Raw genomic sequence first — 17,046 nt, 5'->3', positions numbered from 1 at the left:
ACTCATGATCGGCGGCGGCAGGATAACCGACGGCAGTATCCATACCCGGGTGCTGGCCAACCTCCAGCGCAATCTCGCCAAGGGCGCCCAGATTCAGGACCAGTTGTCGAGCGGCAAGCAACTGAACCGGCCCTCGGACAGCCCGGCCGGCACGGTCGCCGCTCTGCAGTTGCGCGCGGAGACGCGGACCAGCGAGCAGTACCTGCGCAACGCCGAGGACGGCATGGCCTGGCTGGGCACGGTCGAGGACACCTTGAGCAGCGCCTCGTCGCTGGTCAACCGGGCGCGGGACCTGACCGTGCAAGGCCTCAACAGCACCACGAACGGAGCGATCGCCAACGAGGCGCTGGCCGGAGAGATCGACCAGATTCGCGACGCCCTGATCACCCATGCGAACAGCCGGTACCTCGACCGGCCGGTTTTCGGTGGCAACACCACGCTCGAGGGCGCTTACGACCGGACCACCGGCGCCTTCACGGGTAACAACTACGACCCGGCGGACCCGGTCAAGACAAGTGTGTCGCGGACCGTGGGCTCGGACGTCAAGGTGCGGGTCGACCTGACCGGTCCGGAGGCATTCGGCGACGACGCCACCGGACTCTTCAAAGTGTTGGGAGACATTTCGGCAGGCCTCCGGTCGGGCGACAACACCGCCCTGACGGCCAGCCTGAGTCAACTGGATACCTCCGGTAATAAATTGAAATCTGCTATCTCGGAAGTGGGATCTAGATATAATCGAATTAATCAGATGAAGGATTCGGCTCAGGATCGATTGTTGTCCGTCTCGGCACAACTGTCGGACATCGAGGACATCGATCTGCCGAAGACCATCATGGAGATGCAACTTCAGCAGACCTCGTACCAGGCGGCACTGGCCGCCTCGGCAAAGGTGATCCAGCCCTCGCTCATCGACTTCCTGAGGTGACCATGAGTACTCGCACCGCGTCCCGGCCGATTGGGGCAACCATGACCGACACCGAACTGGACATGCCGATCATCGACATGGCCGTTCCGATGCCCGGTTTCCCGGCGCACCGACAATTCGTGCTGGTCCGGCTGAACGACGAGGGATTGCTCTACGCATTCACGTCTATTCAAAACCCGGAGCTGCGTTTCCTCGTCGCTCCGCCGGAGCCGTTCTTCCCGGACTACGCGCCGGAGATCGAGAACGAAGTCTTCGCCGCGCTGAACACCAAGGACCCGGACCGGCTGCTGGCCATGGTCGTCATTACCGCCAGCACCGACGAGACCACGGCCAACCTTCTCGCGCCGATCATCATCGACCGCGATTCACACCGCGCCATGCAGGTCGTTCTCACGGGTAGCAACCTTCCCGTCCGCGCCATCATGCGCAAGGACTACTGAGCCGCGAACCGCGGAAGGTGTCCTGTCCACGGATGGAGTGAGGGGCTGCCACGATGCTCGTGCTGACCAGGAAGGCCGGCGAGAGCGTGATGATCGGCGACGACGTCGTCGTCACCGTGCTCGAGGCGCGGGGCGACGTGATCCGGATCGGCATCCAAGCGCCGCGTGACGTACAGGTGCATCGTGAGGAGGTCTACCAGGAGCTCCGGAACGCCAACCGGGAAGCGGCATCGCCGACCGACGCGGCAGTCCGCGCGCTCACGGAGCTTCTCGACCGCCCCACGCCGGCGACCCCGCCGGACGACTGAGCAAAGAGTTTGCCGCCAGGGCCGGACCTCCCTTCAGGAGGCCCGGCCCTGCGGCATTCCCCAGCAGCCCGCAACCGAGGACGGCGGCGAATCCCGGCCCGATCATGCGGGCCGGGTCGGCGCCGCCGAGCAGAAAGGCCCGTAACGGCTTGCGTTGCAATCCCAGCACCAGGAGCCAGACCAGCACGCCGAACTGAGCCGAGTGCGCCTCAGGGAAGGGGCAAGCCGGCGCTACGCGGCCCCGAAGGTGAGGCCACGGGTCTTCATGAAGGCGATCGGGCTGAACGCGTTGGCGCGGGTGGCCGGGGCGCCGATGTGGACCTCGAAGTGCAGGTGCGGACCGGACGAGTTGCCTGAGGTGCCGACGTAGCCGAGGATCGTGCCGCGGGCGACGGTCTGTCCGACGGTGACCGCGGGGCGCCGGACCAGGTGGCAGTAGCGGGTGACGATGTTGCCCGGGTGCAGGACTTCGACGTACCAGCCGCAGCCGAGGATCTTGGGGCCGCCGTCTTTGTCGCAGCTGCCTTTGGAGACGTTGCATTCCGCCGTGACGACGGTGCCGCTGCTGACCGAGCGGATTGCCGTGTTGCGCTTGGCGGCGAGGTCGACGCCGTCGTGCGTAGGCCGCTGGGGGGTACGGAAGTCACTGATCAGTCCGGCCGTCACGGGCAGCATCCAGCTTCCGGAGACGGCGGGCAGTGGGGTCGTCGTCGTGCAGCGGGGCAGGTCGGCGCTGCCGCGGTCGACGTACGCGTCAGAGATGTAGGTGTTGTCGCTCAGCCGGTCCCAGTAGCCGGTGTTTTTGACCGTGCCGCGGATGAACTGCCCGGCGGTCTTGCAGACGAGGGAAACGGTCGCGCCGTGGGCGACGGTGCCGGTCCGGAGGCCGCTCGCGGACGGGGCGCTGCGGATGTTGAGCGGCGTGCCGTCGGTGACGACGGTGCCGGTGCCGGCAACGGGTGCCGGGGCGGCCGCGGCGGGGCTGGCAGTGAGGGCGTTGCCGCTCAGGGCGGTGAGCAGTGCGGCGGCGGCGTACTGATGTCGGCGCTTCATCTACTTCCTTTTCCTCTAGGCGTGCTGAAGGCAAGGCTGCCGAGTGGGAGATGTCACCAGCGGTGCGCCGCGAGTGCAGAACGGTTGCGGACCTGGACCCGGCCGGTGTCTCGATATCGTGACCGGCAAGCGCGGCCCGCGGGCCCGTTTCCCACAAGATCGGTGCTGTGCGGCAAGCACCCGGACTGCACCGGGCACAGCACCGGTCCACAACACCGGGACCGCAGAGTTCTCACCAGGACGGGATAAGCCCGTCCGTGCGGAGCCGGCGGGGAGACATCGTGGGTGCAGAGCGCGAATCGGTCATGGACGGTGCGACCCTTGCCGCGGCCGCTCTCGATCTGGGGGCTGACGCGCACGTGCACACCGGCTTCGCCGCCGGTCGGGACAGCGTCGGGGTCGTGGTTTCCGCGGCCGACCGCGCCGGGCTGACCAGCCTGACCTTCGCCGACCAGGCGGGCCCCGAGACGGCGTGGCTGTCCGCGTACGCCGATGCGGTCCGCCGGGCACAGCGGCGCACCGAACTCACCCTGCGGGTCGCCGCCGAGGTCGAGGTCGTCCGTCCGGACGGCTGGCTGGCGTTGCCGGCCGACATCGGGCACCTGGAGGCGCTCTCGGTGGCCGTTTCGCGGCTGCCGATGGCGGATGGTCCGTTGGGTGCCCGGGAGGTCCGGGCGATGCTCGCGGCCGGCCTGCTCTCCGCTGACCAGGTGGCCGAGCTGGTCGTGACCGCCACGATCAAGGGAGTCGAGCGTGCCTCGCGGTACGCGCCTTCGCAGTTGGCCCGCCCGTTGAACCTGCTGGCTCAGGTCGGTATCGACGATGCCGCGGTGACGCCGGAGCTGCTGTCGGCGTTGGCTTCGGCCTGCCGGTCGTCGGGCACGGTGGTCGAGATCAGTGAGGCGTGGCGTAGTCCGTCGCCGCGGGTGGTGGCGATGCTGCGTGCGGCGGATGTGACGCTGGTGCCCGCGAGTGACGCCCGGTACGCCGCCGAGGTCGGCAACTGGCAGTACCTGCGCCGGGTCTGACCGGAAACCAGACGCTGTATGTAATCGCGTACGTACGCTCTGTCATGCCAGCACTTCAGCTTGGGAGAGATGCGATGAGTATGGTTCAGCAGGCCGTCGAGATCAGCGCACCGCTGCACACCGTGTACGAGCAGCTCGCCGCCTTCGAGAACTACCCGCGCTTCATGACCGGCGTCGAACAGGTCACGCCGATCGGCAACGATCAGACGCACTGGGTCATGGAGGTCGAAGGAGAACGCCGCGAGTTCGACGCGCAGATCACCGAGAACTCGCTCGACGAGCGGGTGTCCTGGGCGGCCGTCGACGGACCACAGCTCGCCGAGACGATAACCCTGCGCCCGATGGGGGAGACCCGGACGCAGATCGTCGCCCAGTTGGAGGCCGACGCCGCGTTCCTGCTGCCGAGCGACCGGCACGCACAGGCCACGCTGAGCCGCCGCCTGCGGGCCGACCTGAACGCCTTCAAGGGCCTGATCGAGACCGGCAAGCTGGGCAACGCCGGCACCCTGGGCGGCGCCAGCTCCAAGAACATGGCCGGGACCGCCTTCGCCTCCCCGGCGTCGGTGGCCGCCCGCGCGCGCAACCGCGCCAAGCCCGGCGCGGGCTGGGGCACCAGCGCCGGCGAGTTCAGCAACGCGAACCGCGACGGCCTCGGCACGCTGCGCCCGAACGCCGACACGGCACCGCTCGGCATGCCGGCCGCCGGCCCGGCCGTGGACATCACCTCGGCGCCGGGCATCAACGACCCGCACGACCTCGACGAGGTGCTGGCCCCCGGCCGCCGGATCGTCGGCTCGCCCACCGTCCGGGGTGGCGCGGCCGGTCAGCGCTCTGCCGCCGCACACATGGGCGGCAAGGCGATGGGCACGCGCGACGGCCGCGGCGACGGCATGATCAGCGAAGAGGAGCGCGGCAGCGCGCACGACTGGTAGCAGTCAGACGGCGGCGGCCTCCAGGGTCACCACCAGACGGGCACCCCGGGGCTCGGCCCGCTCATAGCGGACCGAGCCCCCGTTCGCTTCCACCAGGTGCCGCACGATAAACAGGCCCAGCCCCGCGCCGCGCATGAAACGGTCGAACAGGTTCGGTACGAGGTCCTCGGGGATGCCGCCACCCCGGTCCTGCACGACCAGCACAATGGCCTCGGCCTCGCGGCCGGCGCGGATCTCCACGGGGCTTTCCCCGTAGGCAAGGGCGTTGGTCACCAGGTTGCGGACCACGTGCCAGACGTGCTGGCGGTCGGCGAGTGCGGACACCTCGTCGTCCACCTCGATGGCGACGTCGTCCGTGCATTGCAGTTCGTCGGTCACGGAGACGACGACCTCGCGCAGCTGCACCGGCGTACGCCGGGCGGTGACCGTGCCGGTGTCCAGCCGGAAGAGCAGCTGCAGGTCGTTCATCATCTTGATGAGCCGGTGGGTGTTCTTGTTGATCTTCGTGGCGAGTTCGAGCCGGATGTCGTCCGGCAGGTCCGCCCAGTCGGCGTGCAGCAGTTCGGCCAGGCTGGCGATGGAGCTGATCGGCTGGGCCACATCGTGGGTCAGCATCGAGGTCAGGTCGTTCTTGAAGGCCAGCGCCGCCGCGATCTTCGCGTTCGCCTCGCGGAGCTTCTCGTTGCTGGCCTCCAGCTCCGCGGCGTGGCTGCTCAGCTCGTCCTCGGCGCGTTTGCGGTCGGTGATGTCCACGTACGTGGCGACGTAGCCGCGAGGATGTCCGGCCGCGTCCGGGATGGCCGCCATCGTCGCGAGTACCGGCACGTCGGTGCCGTCGGCGCGGCGGACTGTCCAGTCCTGGGTGCCGTCCGGCGGCAGCGTCGGGGGTGGGTCACCGGCCGGAGCATCGCCGGTGAGCTCGCGCCAGCGCCGGTTGACGTCGATGACCCGGTGGTTGGCGTCGAGCACCATGACGGCCTCGTTCATCGACTGCAGCAGCGTGTCCGCGAAGTCGCGTCGCTCGTGCAGCTCCGCGACCAGTTGCCGCTGCCGCTGGTCGGCCCCTTCGAGCGACCGAACGAGATAGCCGACCAGGCCGACGAGGGCCAGCATGGCGAGGATCGCCCCGGTGCTGATCGCGGCGGCGGGCCGGCTGATCCCGGTGTGGACGGCGCCCGCGCTGACCAGGGCGGCGATGACGGGTACGGCGACCACGGCGGGCAGCAGTCGGCGAATCTTCGTGCCCGGCCCGGCTTTGGCGTCGGTGCGCAACGGCCCCGCCTCGGGCCGGGCCAGCACCGTGCCCACGGCCAGCACGAACAACGCCCCCGCGTGGTACGGCGACATCAGCCCGTCCGGTCCGCCGCCGCGCGGAAACGCCGGTGCGAACATCCGCGGCACCAGGGCGACGAGGGCGATGATCGCGCTGCCTGCCACGAGCGGGTCGGCGACCCGGTAGCGCACGGGATGTCCCGGACGCCGGTGCACGTACAGGTCGAGGCAGGTCAGGGCGAGGCCGGCCAGCAGCGCGGCGACGCCGGCCGGCGGGTGGTGGGGCACGACGACGGCGCCGAAGGCGGCGGCGAGCGCGGCTGCCCCGGTGGCGGCGATGCGCGTGGCGCGGCCGGGGCGGGGCAGGGCCAGCAGAGACAGAGCAAGCCCGGCGGCCACGAGAGTGGCCGCCGGGCTGTCTGTCAGGACATCGCGGGGAGGAACCCCCGCGGGAGGAAGGACGAGGCTGAGGCCGCCGGCGATCGCCACCGCGACTCCGATGCTCCCGGCAGCGATCCGGGACATCCTGCCCACGTCGTGCGCCGCGAACTGCACCGATGAACCCCTCTAAATGTGGGCTTTTGGGCCCAACCGTGAGGGAGTGATCATATCGCGGCGGATGGGATCAAGTGGTCACGCCGACGGAGACCGCCCGGCCCACTCGAAGCCGGTCTCCAGCGACGCCTTCGCCGCCATCGGCACGAGCCGGTTCGCGTACTTGTTGGCGTGGTGGCCGCAGAACGACAGGTTTCCGCCGCCGGCGAGGCTGAGCTCAAGCTTGGCGGCGGCGCCGCAACGGTCGCAACGCTCGGCCATCGAGTCGACGACGACGATCTCGGGCGACAGCACGGTGGTCATAGCGCTCTCCTTGCTCTGTGGCGGTGCAGCGATCCTGACAGCGGGTAGTTCGGCCCCCCAGGGGTGCTACTTAGCCGATGTGCCCCGTCCTTGCATGCTGCACCTCAGCGGCAACCTGGGAGGTCCCTGGACGGCTCTGCGCCTTCCCCACCATTTCCCCTTAAGCGCCACCGGCATGCCTGAACAGCGGGGTAATCGGTGACCTAATGGGGGGAATTTCCACGATGATCAGCATCACCGGACGTCATGCGGCTCGGCTGTCACTCGCCGGCCTCTCTGCCGCCGTTGCGGTGCTCGGGATGGCCGACGCCGCCGCTGCTGCTACGCCCGGCGCGCTGCCGCTCGGCACGATCCGCGCGGCCGCCGCCGGTGCCATCCCGGACAGCTACATCGTGGTGCTCAAGCCCGGCGCCCCGGACGCCGCCTCCCACACCCTCGCGCAGCGCTACGGCGCCGAGATCGGCGCCAGCTACTCGACGGCCGTGCACGGCTTCCAGGCCGACATGACCGCGTTGGAGGCCAGGCGACTCGCCGCCAACCCCGCCGTGGCCTACGTCGAGCAGGACGCGACGGTGGCACTGGCCGACACCCGTACGCAGGCGGCCCCGGTGTGGGGGCTAGACCGGATCGACCAGCCGGCCCTGCCGCTGTCGAAGGGTTACACCTACCGGTCGGCCGCCACAGTGACCGCGTACGTGCTGGATACCGGCATTCGGGTCCAGCACAGCGAGTTCGGCGGCCGGGCGCGCGACGGCCGGGACTTCATCGACAACGACGCGACGGCGCAGGACTGCAACGGGCACGGCACCCACGTGGCCGGCACGATCGGCGGCAAGACGTATGGCGTCGCCAAAGACGTCAACCTGGTCGGCATCCGTGTCCTGAACTGCGAGGGCCGGGGCGCCTATTCGCAGTTCATCGCGGGTGTGGACTGGGTGACCAAGAACGCCGTCAAGCCGGCCGTCGCCAACATGAGCCTCGGCGGCTCGGCCAGCGCGACCCTGAACGCCGCGGTCGCCCGGTCGGTCGCCTCGGGTGTCACCTATGCCGTCTCGGCAGGCAACGACAACAAGGATGCCTGCGGCTACTCGCCCGCTTCCGCCGCCGAAGCGATCACGGTGGGTGCCACTGACAGTGCCGACGCCCGCTCCTCGTTCTCCAACTACGGCAAGTGCGTCGACCTCTTCGCGCCCGGCTCCCGCATCACCTCGGCCGGTACCTCGTCCGACACGGCTACCGCACTGATGAGCGGCACCTCGATGGCCGCGCCGCACGTGGCGGGTGCGGCGGCGTTGGTCGCCGCGGCGTACCCGGCCTGGACCCCGGTGCAGATCAGCGACGCCCTGACGGCCCAGGCTCGGGCCGGTGTGGTGACCAACCCCGGCAGCGGCTCACCCAACCGGCTGCTGAACACCGGCTTCCTCAACACCGTCGCGACCGCCGAGCCGGTCGCCGAGTCACCCTGCGGGCAATTCGTGCTGGGTACGGACGTCGCGATCGGCAAGCGGTCGACAGCCACCAGCAGCAAAACGGTCACCTGCACCGGCACCGCCTCGGCGGCATCTACCGTGCACGTGACTGTGCGGCACGGCTACCGCGGCTCATTGGTCGTCAGCCTGATCGGCCCGAACGGTAAGACTTATCTGCTCAAGGCCGCCGAAAAGACGGATAAAGCGGCTGACATCGTGCAGTCGTACCCAATTGATCTGTCCGGTGTTTCGCGCTCCGGAAAATGGTCACTTCAGGTCAAGGACACCTATGGCACCACCACCGGAACCCTGGACAAATGGAAGCTGACTCTCTGATCGGGGAAAGTGGCACCACACCGGTGACCCGCGGATAGCGTGAACCGCATACGGCTGCGGGGAGGCTGTCATGTCCGAGAGCACGCAGGAACGTCCGACCGTTCTCGTCGTCGATGACGAGGACGACCTGCGCGACATCATGCGGCGGATGCTGGATCGACGGGGCTTCGACACCCTGATCGCCGGCGACGCCGACCAGGCGCTCGCGGTCTGCCGGGACCACCCCGGCGTGATCGATGTACTGGTCACCGACCTCACTCTCCCGGATGTGTCGGGTGGAGATGTGGCCCGTGACTGCACCCAGATGCGTCCCGGCCTCGGCGTCGTCTTCATTTCGGGCCTGCCGAAGGACCTGGCGGTGTCGAAAGGGCTGATCGGCGAGGACGCCGTACTCGTCAAGAAGCCCTTCACCGCCGACCTGTTGCTCGGGGCGCTGCGGTCGGCACTCGCCGAGAAAGCGCCCTCCACCTAACCACCGCGAGCACCGCATCACCCGCGCCGCCGGACCTCGGTCCGGCGGCGCTTTCGTGTGCCCGGTCGGGCGGCACCTCCTGACCGAAAAACCCTTCATTACCGCGGCTGCCCGCCGCCTGCCCCAAGGAGGCGGAACCGGCACCCCGGCTGCACCCGTTCGCACCCCGAAGCGGCACCCGCGCCTCAACAACCTGGATGTCAGACAGCGATTGATTGACATACAGGGGGAATCACTTGACTGCCAGGCGGGGGATCATCGGAGTCGCCGTGACGGGTGTCGTGGCCGCGGGTTCGGGCTTCGCGCTCACCTCGACGGCCAGTGCCGCGACGAGCACCGAGACCGTCAGCGTGTTCAGCACCGACGACTCGTACACGTCGAGCACGCGCCGGACAGCCAACTTCGGCCAGGCCGACAAGCTCGTGGTCGGCAAGTCCGACGGGGAGACCCGGCTCGCGTACCTGAAGTTCGCGCCGAAGCTCGCCGCCGGCGTCACCGTGACCGGCGCGGAGCTGAAGCTGCCGTTGGAGAGCAAGCCGCTGGCCGAGACACTGACCGTCTACCCGGCAGCGACCTCCTGGACCGAGAAGAGCCTGACCGCGGCGAACGCGCCGGCCCTCGGCAAGGCCCTCACCTCGATCAAGCCCAAGGTCACCGACACCACCCTGAGCTTCGACCTGTCCAAGGTGGTCACCCGGGCCGGCACGTACGCCTTCGCGCTGAAGTCGGCCGCCACCAACGGCGTCACCCGGCTGCGGGCCCTCGAATACGGCGACGCCGCCAGCGGCGGCCCCGAGCTGCGCCTGACTGTCACCAAGAAGGTCACCGCTCCGACCACGAGCCCGACCAAGGCACCGACCACGAGCCCGACCACCACGCCCACCATGGCCCCGACGACCGCCCCGACGACCGCCCCGCCCACCACCACGCCGCCCGTGGTGACGACCCCGCCGACCACCGCGCCCACGACCGGCTGCACCACCGGTGCCCTGCTCGTGCCGACGTGCGGAGTCCTCTGGGGAGCGGCCGCCGGTGGCTTCACCGAGACCCCGCGCGACCAGGCGCTGCAGGAGTGGGAGGCGCTGACCGGCCAGACCGCAGCGATCTACCACACCTATCACAAGGGCAACGAGCTGTTCCCGAACAAGGCGGAGATCGCGATGACCCGCGACGCCGCCAAGCCGCGGGTGCTGCTGGTGAACTGGAAGATCGCGTACGGCTCGACGTGGGCCAAGGTCGCCGCGGGTGAGCAGGACAAGCGGATCGACACCTGGTCGGCGTACGTGAAGAAGAACTACGGCACGCAGAAGTTCTTCCTCGCCCTGCACCACGAGCCGGAGAACGACGTCAACCCGGCCGCCGCTTCGGGCATGACGGCCAAGGACTACGCGAACATGTACCGCTACGTCATCCAGCGCCTGCGCGCCAACGGCGTCACCAACGTCGTCAACGTCCTCGCCTACATGGGCAACGAGAAGTGGATGGCGCAGTCCTGGTGGAAGGACATCTACCCGGGTGACGACGTCGTCGACTGGATCGGCCTCGACTCGTACGTCAGCGTCGAGAAGGGCTACTACCACTACGGCGACATGGGCGCCATCCTCGACCGCAAGCCCACCGGCGGTGGCCTCGGCTGGTACGACTGGGCCGTCACCAACCACCCCAGCAAGCCGATCATGGTCGCCGAGTGGGGCATGTACCACCGCACCTCGGTGAAGGTCGACAAGGCGCCCGCGTTCAACTCGGTGATCACCGAGCTCAAGGCGCACCCGAAGGTCAAGGCCGTCGTCTACTTCGACACCGCCAAGGACGACGAGGGCGACCGGGACATCTCGGTGAACTCCACCCCGTCCAGCCTCGCCGCCTTCAAGAAGGTCGCCGCCGACCCGATCTTCGACGTGACCATCAAGAACTGAATCACCTGACACACCGGGCCGGTCTCCCACGCGGAGGCCGGCCCGCTCTCATGTCACGGGCCAAGGCACCGTTAGCTCGCCACGACGCCAGCGGGCCGGACCGTCCAGCACCGGCCACACCGAACGGAACCGGTCCACCGTCGCCAGCCAGCGCTGCCGCGGCCCGAACGGGGTGGCGCTCGCCTCCCACGCCGCACCGAACGAGGTCAGCAGCTCGTGCACCGGATGGCCCGGCACGTTGTGATGAATCAACGCCTTCGGTAACCGCTCCGCGAAGGTTGCCGGATGGTCCAGATCGGACAGTCTGGCCGACAGGGTGAGGCTCTGCGGCAGCCCGTCCTCGACCACTGTCCAGGTGGCGATGCGGCCCAGTTCGTCGCAGGTTCCCTCGACCAGGACCGCACCGGTCGCGGTCATCGTCCGCCAGGCGGCGGCAACTTCATTTTCCGCGTACTGGCGCAGTACGTTGAACGCCCGTACCACCGTGGGGCGCAACCCGGTCAGCTCGAAACCCCCGCGCCGGAACTCCAGCCGGGGCGGGTCGGCGAAGGGTCGCGCGGCTGCCACCCGTACCGGATCGATCTCCAGGCCGACCACCGCGATGTCCGGCCGGACCGCCGTCGCCAGCCGCTCCCGCAGCTCGATCGCCGTGATCGGCGTCGCGCCGTAGCCCAGGTCGACCACCAGCGGGGTGCTCGCCGCGCGGAGTCGCTCGCCGCAGCGGAACGCGAGGTAGTTGTCCACCCGGCGCAGCCGGTTGGGGTTCGTGGTGCCCCGGGTGATCGCCCCGAGCGGCTTGGTCGCCACCGTTACTCGCGGACGACCTTGTGCTGGGCGGCCTGGGCCAGCGGCCGAACCACCAACCGGTCGACGTTGACGTGGTGTGGCCGGGTGGCGGCCCACGCGATGCAGTCCGCGATGTCGTCGGCAATGAGCGGATGGCGCACGCCGGCATAGACCGCGTCGGCCGCCGCCTGGTCACCCAGGCGATTAAGGGCGAATTCGTCGGTACGCACCATGCCCGGATCGATCTCCACGACCCGCACCGGCTTGCCCGCCAACTCCAGCCGCAGTGTCCCCACCAGGGCAGTCTGGGCGTGCTTGGCCGCCGTGTAGCCGCCACCACCCTCGTAGACGACGAACGCCGCCGTCGACCCCACCGTCACGACCGTCCCGGCGCCGCTCGCCTCCAGCGCAGGCAGTAACGCCTGGGTGACCCGCAGCGTGCCGAGCACATTGACCTCGTACATCCACTGCCAGTCGGCGACTGCACCGCCGGCGACCTGGTCCGCCCCGCGGGCGCCGCCGGCGTTGTTGACCAGGAGCGTGACCGTGCCGCCCAGCGCGGCCACCGCGGCAGCCAACTCGGCCACCGACTCGTCCGAGGTCACGTCGCAGGCCACCGCTGTGGCCGACGCCAGCTCGCCCACCAGGGCTTCCAGCCGCTCCTTGCGACGTGCCGCCGCGACCACGTGGAAGCCTTCGGCGGCCAGCCGGCGGGCCGTCGCCGCGCCGATTCCGCTGGACGCGCCGGTGACCACGGCGATGTTCTTCTGCACCATGCCCCGATCCTGCCTCATGACGTGGGTCACCCCGGGCCGCCAGGAGTGAGGTTCAGCACGTTCGGCCGGGGAAGATGAACGGCGGCGTAACAGTTGCCCGTTACGTTCGACGGGCTCTAGAGAGGAACACGACGTGGTTGACGCGCGGGCCGAAGGCTGCGATTGGCCCACACCTCGGCGCATCGCCACCCTCTCGGTGCACACCTCACCGCTGGAACAACCGGGCACCGGTGACGCGGGCGGCATGAACGTCTACATCGTCGAGGTGTCGAAGCGGCTGGCCGCCGCCGGCGTCGAGGTGGAGATCTTCACCCGGGCCACCGCCAGCGGGCTGCCCCCGGTCGTCGAGATGCACCCCGGCGTCCACGTCCGGCACGTCACCGCCGGCCCGTTCGAAGGCCTCTCCAAGGAAGAACTGCCGTCTCAGCTCTGCGCCTTCACCAACGGCGTGCTGCGGGCCGAGGCTGCCCACCCGCCCGGCCACTACGATCTGATCCACTCGCACTACTGGATGTCCGGCCAGGTCGGCTGGCTCGCCCGTGAACGGTGGGGTGTGCCGCACGTGCACACCGCGCACACCCTCGCCAAGGTGAAGAACCGGTTCATTGCCGCCGGCGACCGCCCCGAGCCCAAGGCCCGGGTGATCGGCGAGGAACAGGTGATCGCCGAGTCCGACCGGCTGGTCGCCAACACCCGCTTCGAAGCCCAAGACCTGGTGACCTGCTACGACGCCGAACCCACCCGGCTCAGCGTGGTCCAGCCCGGCGTCGACCTGGACCGCTTCCGGCCCCGCGGCACCCAAACCGCCGACCGCCGCCGCCTCGGCCTGCCCGAACAGGGGCACATCGTGGCCTTCGTCGGCCGCATCCAGCCCCTCAAAGGCCCCGACGTGCTGCTCCGGGCGCTCGCCGAGCAGCCGCTGCGCGACGCGGACCTCACCGTCGTCATCTGCGGCGGCCCCAGCGGCAGCGGCCTCGACCGGCCCACCTCGCTCATCGACCTGGCAGCCAGCCTCGGCGTCAGCCACAAGGTGCGCTTCCTGCCGCCGCAAACCGGTGAGGCACTTGCCGCGCTCTACCGCGCGGCCGACCTGGTCGCGGTGCCGTCCTACAACGAGTCGTTCGGGCTGGTGGCGGTGGAGGCCCAAGCCTGCGGCACCCCGGTCGTCGCCGCGGCGGTCGGCGGCCTGGTCACTGCGGTCACCGACGGCATCAGCGGTGCCCTCGTCGACGGCCACCGGCCGGGTGACTGGGCTCGAGTGCTCAGCGACCTGCTGCACGAGCCCGCGCGGCGCCTGCGGCTCTCGGTCGGCGCGGTCCGGCACGCCTCAAACTTCTCCTGGGACCGTACGGCGGCCGGGCTGCTCCGCGTTTATCGCGAGGCGATGGCAGAGCACCGCGCGCTGATCGCCTGTCGTCTGACAGGCTCTCTCTCGTGGTGAACAACGAGATCGGTGCCCTCATCGAACGCGTCTGCGCGGAGCGCGAGCTGCCGTGCGAGTCGACCGGCGAGTCCTCCTGGGTCGTCACGATGCCCGGCACCCACAAGCTGAAGACCGCTTGCAACCTGATCGTGGGGGAGCACGCCCTGCGCATCGAGGCCTTCGTCATGCGCCACCCCGACGAGAACCACGAGCAGCTCTGGGCCTGGCTCCTGCGCCGCAACGCCCGCATGTACGGCGTCGCGTTCTCCATCGACCAGACCGGTGACGTCTACTTGACCGGCCGGGTCAGCCTGCGTGGCCTCGACGAGGACGAACTGGATCGGTTGCTCGGCTCGGTGCTCACCTACGCCGACGAGTCGTTCGACTCCATGCTGGAGATCGGCTTCGGCACGTCAATTCGGCGGGAATGGGAATGGCGGGCCAAGCGCGGCGAATCATTGGCGAACCTGCAAGCCTTCGCGCATTTCGCGGACCCGGATAAGTCTTGACCGTCGGCGCCGGCGGCGGCGGACGACACCCATCCCCATAGGCGTCGCCCGCACTAACCGCCGGTCTCGGGTCGCGCCGTCCCCCAACGGCTGATGCCACCCGTCCCCGAACGCCGTGCCGCGGCGACCTCGAAAGGCCCACCCGTTCCCCGAACTGACGGCTCGGCGTCCATCGACCACGCTAGTTGGGCTACGCAACCGTCACAAGCGAGTTGGCTGTCTGCCATCTGTCGCGACGGTCACAGCTGGCAACTTCGCCCTCACGGATGAGGGTGCACTCGCCCGGAAGGCCAATTGCCCGCAAACGGTTCAGTCGTCGGCCGGCACGCGTACGGGCTGTGGCGGCGCGACGTCCTCCGCGTGAGCTGTCTCGGTCGCTGCCGGGCTGGGTGCCGCGGGGCGCCCCGCCGCTGCCTCGCGTTCGGAGACCCGCAGTCGAGCCGCCCGCCGCTCCCACGACGAGCCCGAGAAGACTTGGCCGGCTGCCACCAGCACGCCGATCACCGCGCAGCTCAGCCAGAGCACCGTGCTTCCCGCGTGCTGCATGACGAAGCCGCCGACCACCGGAGCCAGCGCGGAGCCCGCCGACCAGGACAGCGAATTGACGCCCTGGTAACGCCCGCGCAGCGCGGACGGCGAGAGGTCGGCGACGAGCGCCGAGTTCGACGGGCTCTGCAACATCTCGCCGAGGGTCCAGATGACCACTGTGATCGCATAGAAGGCGGCCGACCCCGCGAACGCGGTGAGTCCGAAGCCGACACCCATGATCACGGTGGCGAGGGCCAGCACTCGCGAGCGGCGGTGGCCCTGGATCAGCTTCGGCACGAAGAGCTGACCGGACACGATCATGATGCCGTTGACCGCGATGACCCAGCCGAAGGTGGCCGGGCTCAGCCCGTCTCCGCTCATCGCGATCGGCAGCGTCGACATGTGCTGCATGATCACCAGCACGATGCAGAAGTTCAGCCCGAGGAAGGTGAGGAAGGTCCGGTCGCGGAACACCGTGCCGAGTCCTGGCCCGCCCCGACCCGGGCGTTGCCCCCTGCCGGTGCCGCCGGCCCGGACCGGTCGGGTCTCGGCCAGGAAGATCAGGCTGATCAATCCGGTGATCACCGTGGTGCCGGCATCAATGAGGAACAGCAGCAGGTAGTCGAACTGGGCCGCGAAACCCGCCACGATCGCCGCGCCGGCAAAACCCAGGTTCACCGCCCAGTAGTTCAACGAGTACGCCCGGAGCCGATCATGCTCCGGCACCACGTCGATCATCATGGCCTGGAACGCGGGCCGCACCCCCTCGGCGAACAGGCCCAGCAGCCACGCGCCGATCAGCAGTTGCCAGAAGCCTTCGGCGAAACCCAACGTCAGCATGAGCGCAGCCGCACCGAACTGGGCGGTCAGCATCGTCGGGCGCCGGCCCCAGCGGTCGGTGAGCACGCCACCGGTCATCGTGCCGATCCCGCCGCCGACGCCGTACGCGCCGATGACCAGGCCGGCCTGGCTCTGCGAGAAGTGCAGCCCCTGGGTGAGGTAGATCGCCAGATAGATCACGACAAACGCGCCGAGTCGGTTGATCAGCGTCCCGGTCCAGAGGAACCAGAACTGCCGAGGCAGCCCGCCCGCCGCTTCCCGCAACCACCCGCGCACGCCCGTACCCCCATGTAAGCACCGGTTAAGATCTCAGGACTTACAACCTAGTGGTCGGCGGTACGCCGCGCAGCCCGGTTTCCACGTGGTGGTCGCCACGGAAACGGGTCGGCGCACGACACCGCCGGACCTGCGGCAGGATGGAACCATGACTGGGACCCTTGTGCTGCTGCGCCACGGCGAGAGCGACTGGAACGCGAAAAACCTCTTCACTGGATGGGTCGACGTCGACCTCACCGCGAAGGGTGAGACCGAAGCCCGTCGCGGCGGCGAACTCCTCAAGGAGCACGGTCTCCTGCCCGACGTCGTCCACACCAGCCTCCTGCGCCGCGCCATCCGCACCAGCGAGATCGCCCTGCACGCCGCGGACCGGCACTGGATCGACGTCCAGCGGCACTGGCGCCTCAACGAACGCCACTACGGCGCCCTTCAGGGCAAAGACAAGAAGCAAACCCTCGAGCAGTACGGCGAGGAGCAATTCATGCTCTGGCGCCGCTCCTACGACACCCCGCCCCCACCCATCGCCGACGGCGACGAGTTCTCCCAGTTCGACGACCCCCGCTACGCGGTCCTGGCCCCCGAGCTCAAACCCCGCTCCGAGTGCCTCAAAGACGTCCTCCTGCGCACCCTGCCGTACTGGTACGACGCGATCGTCCCCGACCTGCGCGCCGGCAAGACCGTCCTGGTCGCCGCGCACGGCAACTCGTTGCGCGCGATCGTGAAGCACCTCGACCAGATCTCGGACTCCGACATCGCCGGCCTGAACATCCCGACGGGCATTCCGCTGCGCTACGACCTCGACGACTCGTTGCGCCCGGTGACCGCCGGCGGCTCGTACCTCGACCCGGAAGTCGCCGCCGCTGCGGCCGCCGCCGTCGCCAACCAGGGCCGCTGAGCCT

At 69.2% G+C, this 17,046-nt stretch carries 17 protein-coding genes; 11 read left to right on the top strand and 6 right to left on the bottom strand.

Translation table 11 applies throughout. The annotated features are described in order from the left end of the window. The first annotated feature begins 4 nt into the window (after positions 1-4). From ACIA1L_RS11550 to csrA, 3 genes are all read left to right on the top strand, one after another. A complete protein-coding gene (locus tag ACIA1L_RS11550; protein ID WP_396072588.1) occupies positions 5-925 on the top strand; it encodes a flagellin in 921 nt (306 codons plus the stop codon). Positions 926-987: 62 nt separating this feature from the next. Beyond that, on the top strand, positions 988-1,365 hold the full coding sequence (gene fliW, locus ACIA1L_RS11545) for a flagellar assembly protein FliW (RefSeq protein ID WP_396072587.1): 378 nt from the start codon (positions 988-990) through the stop codon (positions 1,363-1,365). Positions 1,366-1,418: 53 nt separating this feature from the next. After that, positions 1,419-1,673, top strand: coding sequence for a carbon storage regulator CsrA (gene csrA, locus ACIA1L_RS11540; protein ID WP_396072586.1), 255 nt, complete (start codon positions 1,419-1,421; stop codon positions 1,671-1,673). A 231-nt stretch (positions 1,674-1,904) separates the two neighbouring features. Here csrA and ACIA1L_RS11535 read toward each other — a convergent pair whose 3' ends face one another. Further along, positions 1,905-2,726, bottom strand: a complete 822-nt coding sequence (locus tag ACIA1L_RS11535) for a peptidoglycan DD-metalloendopeptidase family protein (protein WP_396072585.1) — start codon at positions 2,724-2,726, stop codon at positions 1,905-1,907. A 281-nt stretch (positions 2,727-3,007) separates the two neighbouring features. Between ACIA1L_RS11535 and ACIA1L_RS11530 the strand changes: the two genes are divergently transcribed. Both ACIA1L_RS11530 and ACIA1L_RS11525 read left to right on the top strand, forming a co-directional pair. Further along, positions 3,008-3,754, top strand: a complete 747-nt coding sequence (locus ACIA1L_RS11530) for a hydrolase (RefSeq protein ID WP_396072584.1) — start codon at positions 3,008-3,010, stop codon at positions 3,752-3,754. A 74-nt stretch (positions 3,755-3,828) separates the two neighbouring features. Next, positions 3,829-4,686: an SRPBCC family protein gene (locus ACIA1L_RS11525; RefSeq protein WP_396072583.1), complete on the top strand. Its 858-nt coding sequence runs from the start codon at positions 3,829-3,831 to the stop codon at positions 4,684-4,686. A 3-nt stretch (positions 4,687-4,689) separates the two neighbouring features. On the opposite strand, the gene ACIA1L_RS11520 is transcribed toward ACIA1L_RS11525, so the two are convergent. Both ACIA1L_RS11520 and ACIA1L_RS11515 read right to left on the bottom strand, forming a co-directional pair. Next, entirely contained in the window at positions 4,690-6,513 is a 1,824-nt protein-coding gene (locus tag ACIA1L_RS11520; protein WP_396072582.1) for an ATP-binding protein, read from the bottom strand. A gap of 78 nt (positions 6,514-6,591) precedes the next feature. Next, positions 6,592-6,816, bottom strand: coding sequence for a hypothetical protein (locus tag ACIA1L_RS11515; protein WP_396072581.1), 225 nt, complete (start codon positions 6,814-6,816; stop codon positions 6,592-6,594). Positions 6,817-7,040: 224 nt separating this feature from the next. Here ACIA1L_RS11515 and ACIA1L_RS11510 point away from each other — a divergent pair, with 224 nt between their 5' ends. The 3 genes from ACIA1L_RS11510 to ACIA1L_RS11500 all read left to right on the top strand — a co-directional run bounded on the left by ACIA1L_RS11510 (position 7,041) and on the right by ACIA1L_RS11500 (position 11,009). Beyond that, complete coding sequence (locus ACIA1L_RS11510; protein ID WP_396072580.1) at positions 7,041-8,621, top strand: S8 family serine peptidase; 1,581 nt, start codon at positions 7,041-7,043, stop codon at positions 8,619-8,621. Between the two features lie 70 nt (positions 8,622-8,691). Next, a complete protein-coding gene (locus ACIA1L_RS11505; protein ID WP_396072579.1) occupies positions 8,692-9,093 on the top strand; it encodes a response regulator in 402 nt (133 codons plus the stop codon). Positions 9,094-9,362: 269 nt separating this feature from the next. Next, positions 9,363-11,009, top strand: coding sequence for a DNRLRE domain-containing protein (locus tag ACIA1L_RS11500; RefSeq protein WP_396072578.1), 1,647 nt, complete (start codon positions 9,363-9,365; stop codon positions 11,007-11,009). Between the two features lie 48 nt (positions 11,010-11,057). Here the strand turns inward: ACIA1L_RS11500 and ACIA1L_RS11495 are convergent, their stop codons facing one another. Continuing rightward, positions 11,058-11,816 (bottom strand): class I SAM-dependent methyltransferase, encoded by a 759-nt coding sequence (locus tag ACIA1L_RS11495; RefSeq protein ID WP_396072577.1) that lies wholly within the window; start codon positions 11,814-11,816, stop codon positions 11,058-11,060. A gap of 2 nt (positions 11,817-11,818) precedes the next feature. Next, positions 11,819-12,589, bottom strand: coding sequence for an SDR family oxidoreductase (locus ACIA1L_RS11490; RefSeq protein WP_396072576.1), 771 nt, complete (start codon positions 12,587-12,589; stop codon positions 11,819-11,821). A gap of 115 nt (positions 12,590-12,704) precedes the next feature. Between ACIA1L_RS11490 and mshA the strand changes: the two genes are divergently transcribed. Then, entirely contained in the window at positions 12,705-14,012 is a 1,308-nt protein-coding gene (gene mshA, locus ACIA1L_RS11485) for a D-inositol-3-phosphate glycosyltransferase (RefSeq protein WP_396072575.1), read from the top strand. Further along, positions 14,006-14,503, top strand: a complete 498-nt coding sequence (locus ACIA1L_RS11480) for a YbjN domain-containing protein (RefSeq protein WP_396072574.1) — start codon at positions 14,006-14,008, stop codon at positions 14,501-14,503. Before mshA ends, ACIA1L_RS11480 begins: the two co-directional genes overlap by 7 nt. A gap of 309 nt (positions 14,504-14,812) precedes the next feature. On the opposite strand, the gene ACIA1L_RS11475 is transcribed toward ACIA1L_RS11480, so the two are convergent. Next, entirely contained in the window at positions 14,813-16,147 is a 1,335-nt protein-coding gene (locus ACIA1L_RS11475; protein WP_396072573.1) for an MFS transporter, read from the bottom strand. A gap of 148 nt (positions 16,148-16,295) precedes the next feature. On the opposite strand from ACIA1L_RS11475, the gene ACIA1L_RS11470 reads away from it, so the two are divergent. Continuing rightward, the gene (locus tag ACIA1L_RS11470) at positions 16,296-17,042 is read left to right on the top strand and encodes a phosphoglyceromutase (protein ID WP_396072572.1); all 747 of its coding nucleotides are present in this window, start codon (positions 16,296-16,298) and stop codon (positions 17,040-17,042) included. The last annotated feature ends 4 nt before the right edge of the window (positions 17,043-17,046 follow it).

The sequence above is a fragment of the Actinoplanes sp. NPDC051859 genome (genome assembly GCF_044452725.1).
Classification (GTDB): Bacteria; Actinomycetota; Actinomycetes; order Mycobacteriales; family Micromonosporaceae; genus Actinoplanes.
Note: the sequence above shows the minus strand (reverse complement) of the source record. Positions and strands in the feature narration are given on the sequence as shown.

Excerpts from the sequence above, each read along its gene's own strand:
- ACIA1L_RS11535 (WP_396072585.1), bottom strand. The coding sequence starts at position 2,726 with ATGAAGCGCCGACATCAGTACGCCGCCGCCGCACTGCTCACCGCCCTG.
- csrA (WP_396072586.1), top strand. The coding sequence starts at position 1,419 with ATGCTCGTGCTGACCAGGAAGGCCGGCGAGAGCGTGATGATCGGCGAC.
- ACIA1L_RS11550 (WP_396072588.1), top strand. The coding sequence starts at position 5 with ATGATCGGCGGCGGCAGGATAACCGACGGCAGTATCCATACCCGGGTG.
- ACIA1L_RS11490 (WP_396072576.1), bottom strand. The coding sequence starts at position 12,589 with ATGAGGCAGGATCGGGGCATGGTGCAGAAGAACATCGCCGTGGTCACC.
- ACIA1L_RS11525 (WP_396072583.1), top strand. The coding sequence starts at position 3,829 with ATGAGTATGGTTCAGCAGGCCGTCGAGATCAGCGCACCGCTGCACACC.
- ACIA1L_RS11505 (WP_396072579.1), top strand. The coding sequence starts at position 8,692 with ATGTCCGAGAGCACGCAGGAACGTCCGACCGTTCTCGTCGTCGATGAC.
- ACIA1L_RS11515 (WP_396072581.1), bottom strand. The coding sequence starts at position 6,816 with ATGACCACCGTGCTGTCGCCCGAGATCGTCGTCGTCGACTCGATGGCC.
- ACIA1L_RS11470 (WP_396072572.1), top strand. The coding sequence starts at position 16,296 with ATGACTGGGACCCTTGTGCTGCTGCGCCACGGCGAGAGCGACTGGAAC.
- ACIA1L_RS11510 (WP_396072580.1), top strand. The coding sequence starts at position 7,041 with ATGATCAGCATCACCGGACGTCATGCGGCTCGGCTGTCACTCGCCGGC.
- fliW (WP_396072587.1), top strand. The coding sequence starts at position 988 with ATGCCGATCATCGACATGGCCGTTCCGATGCCCGGTTTCCCGGCGCAC.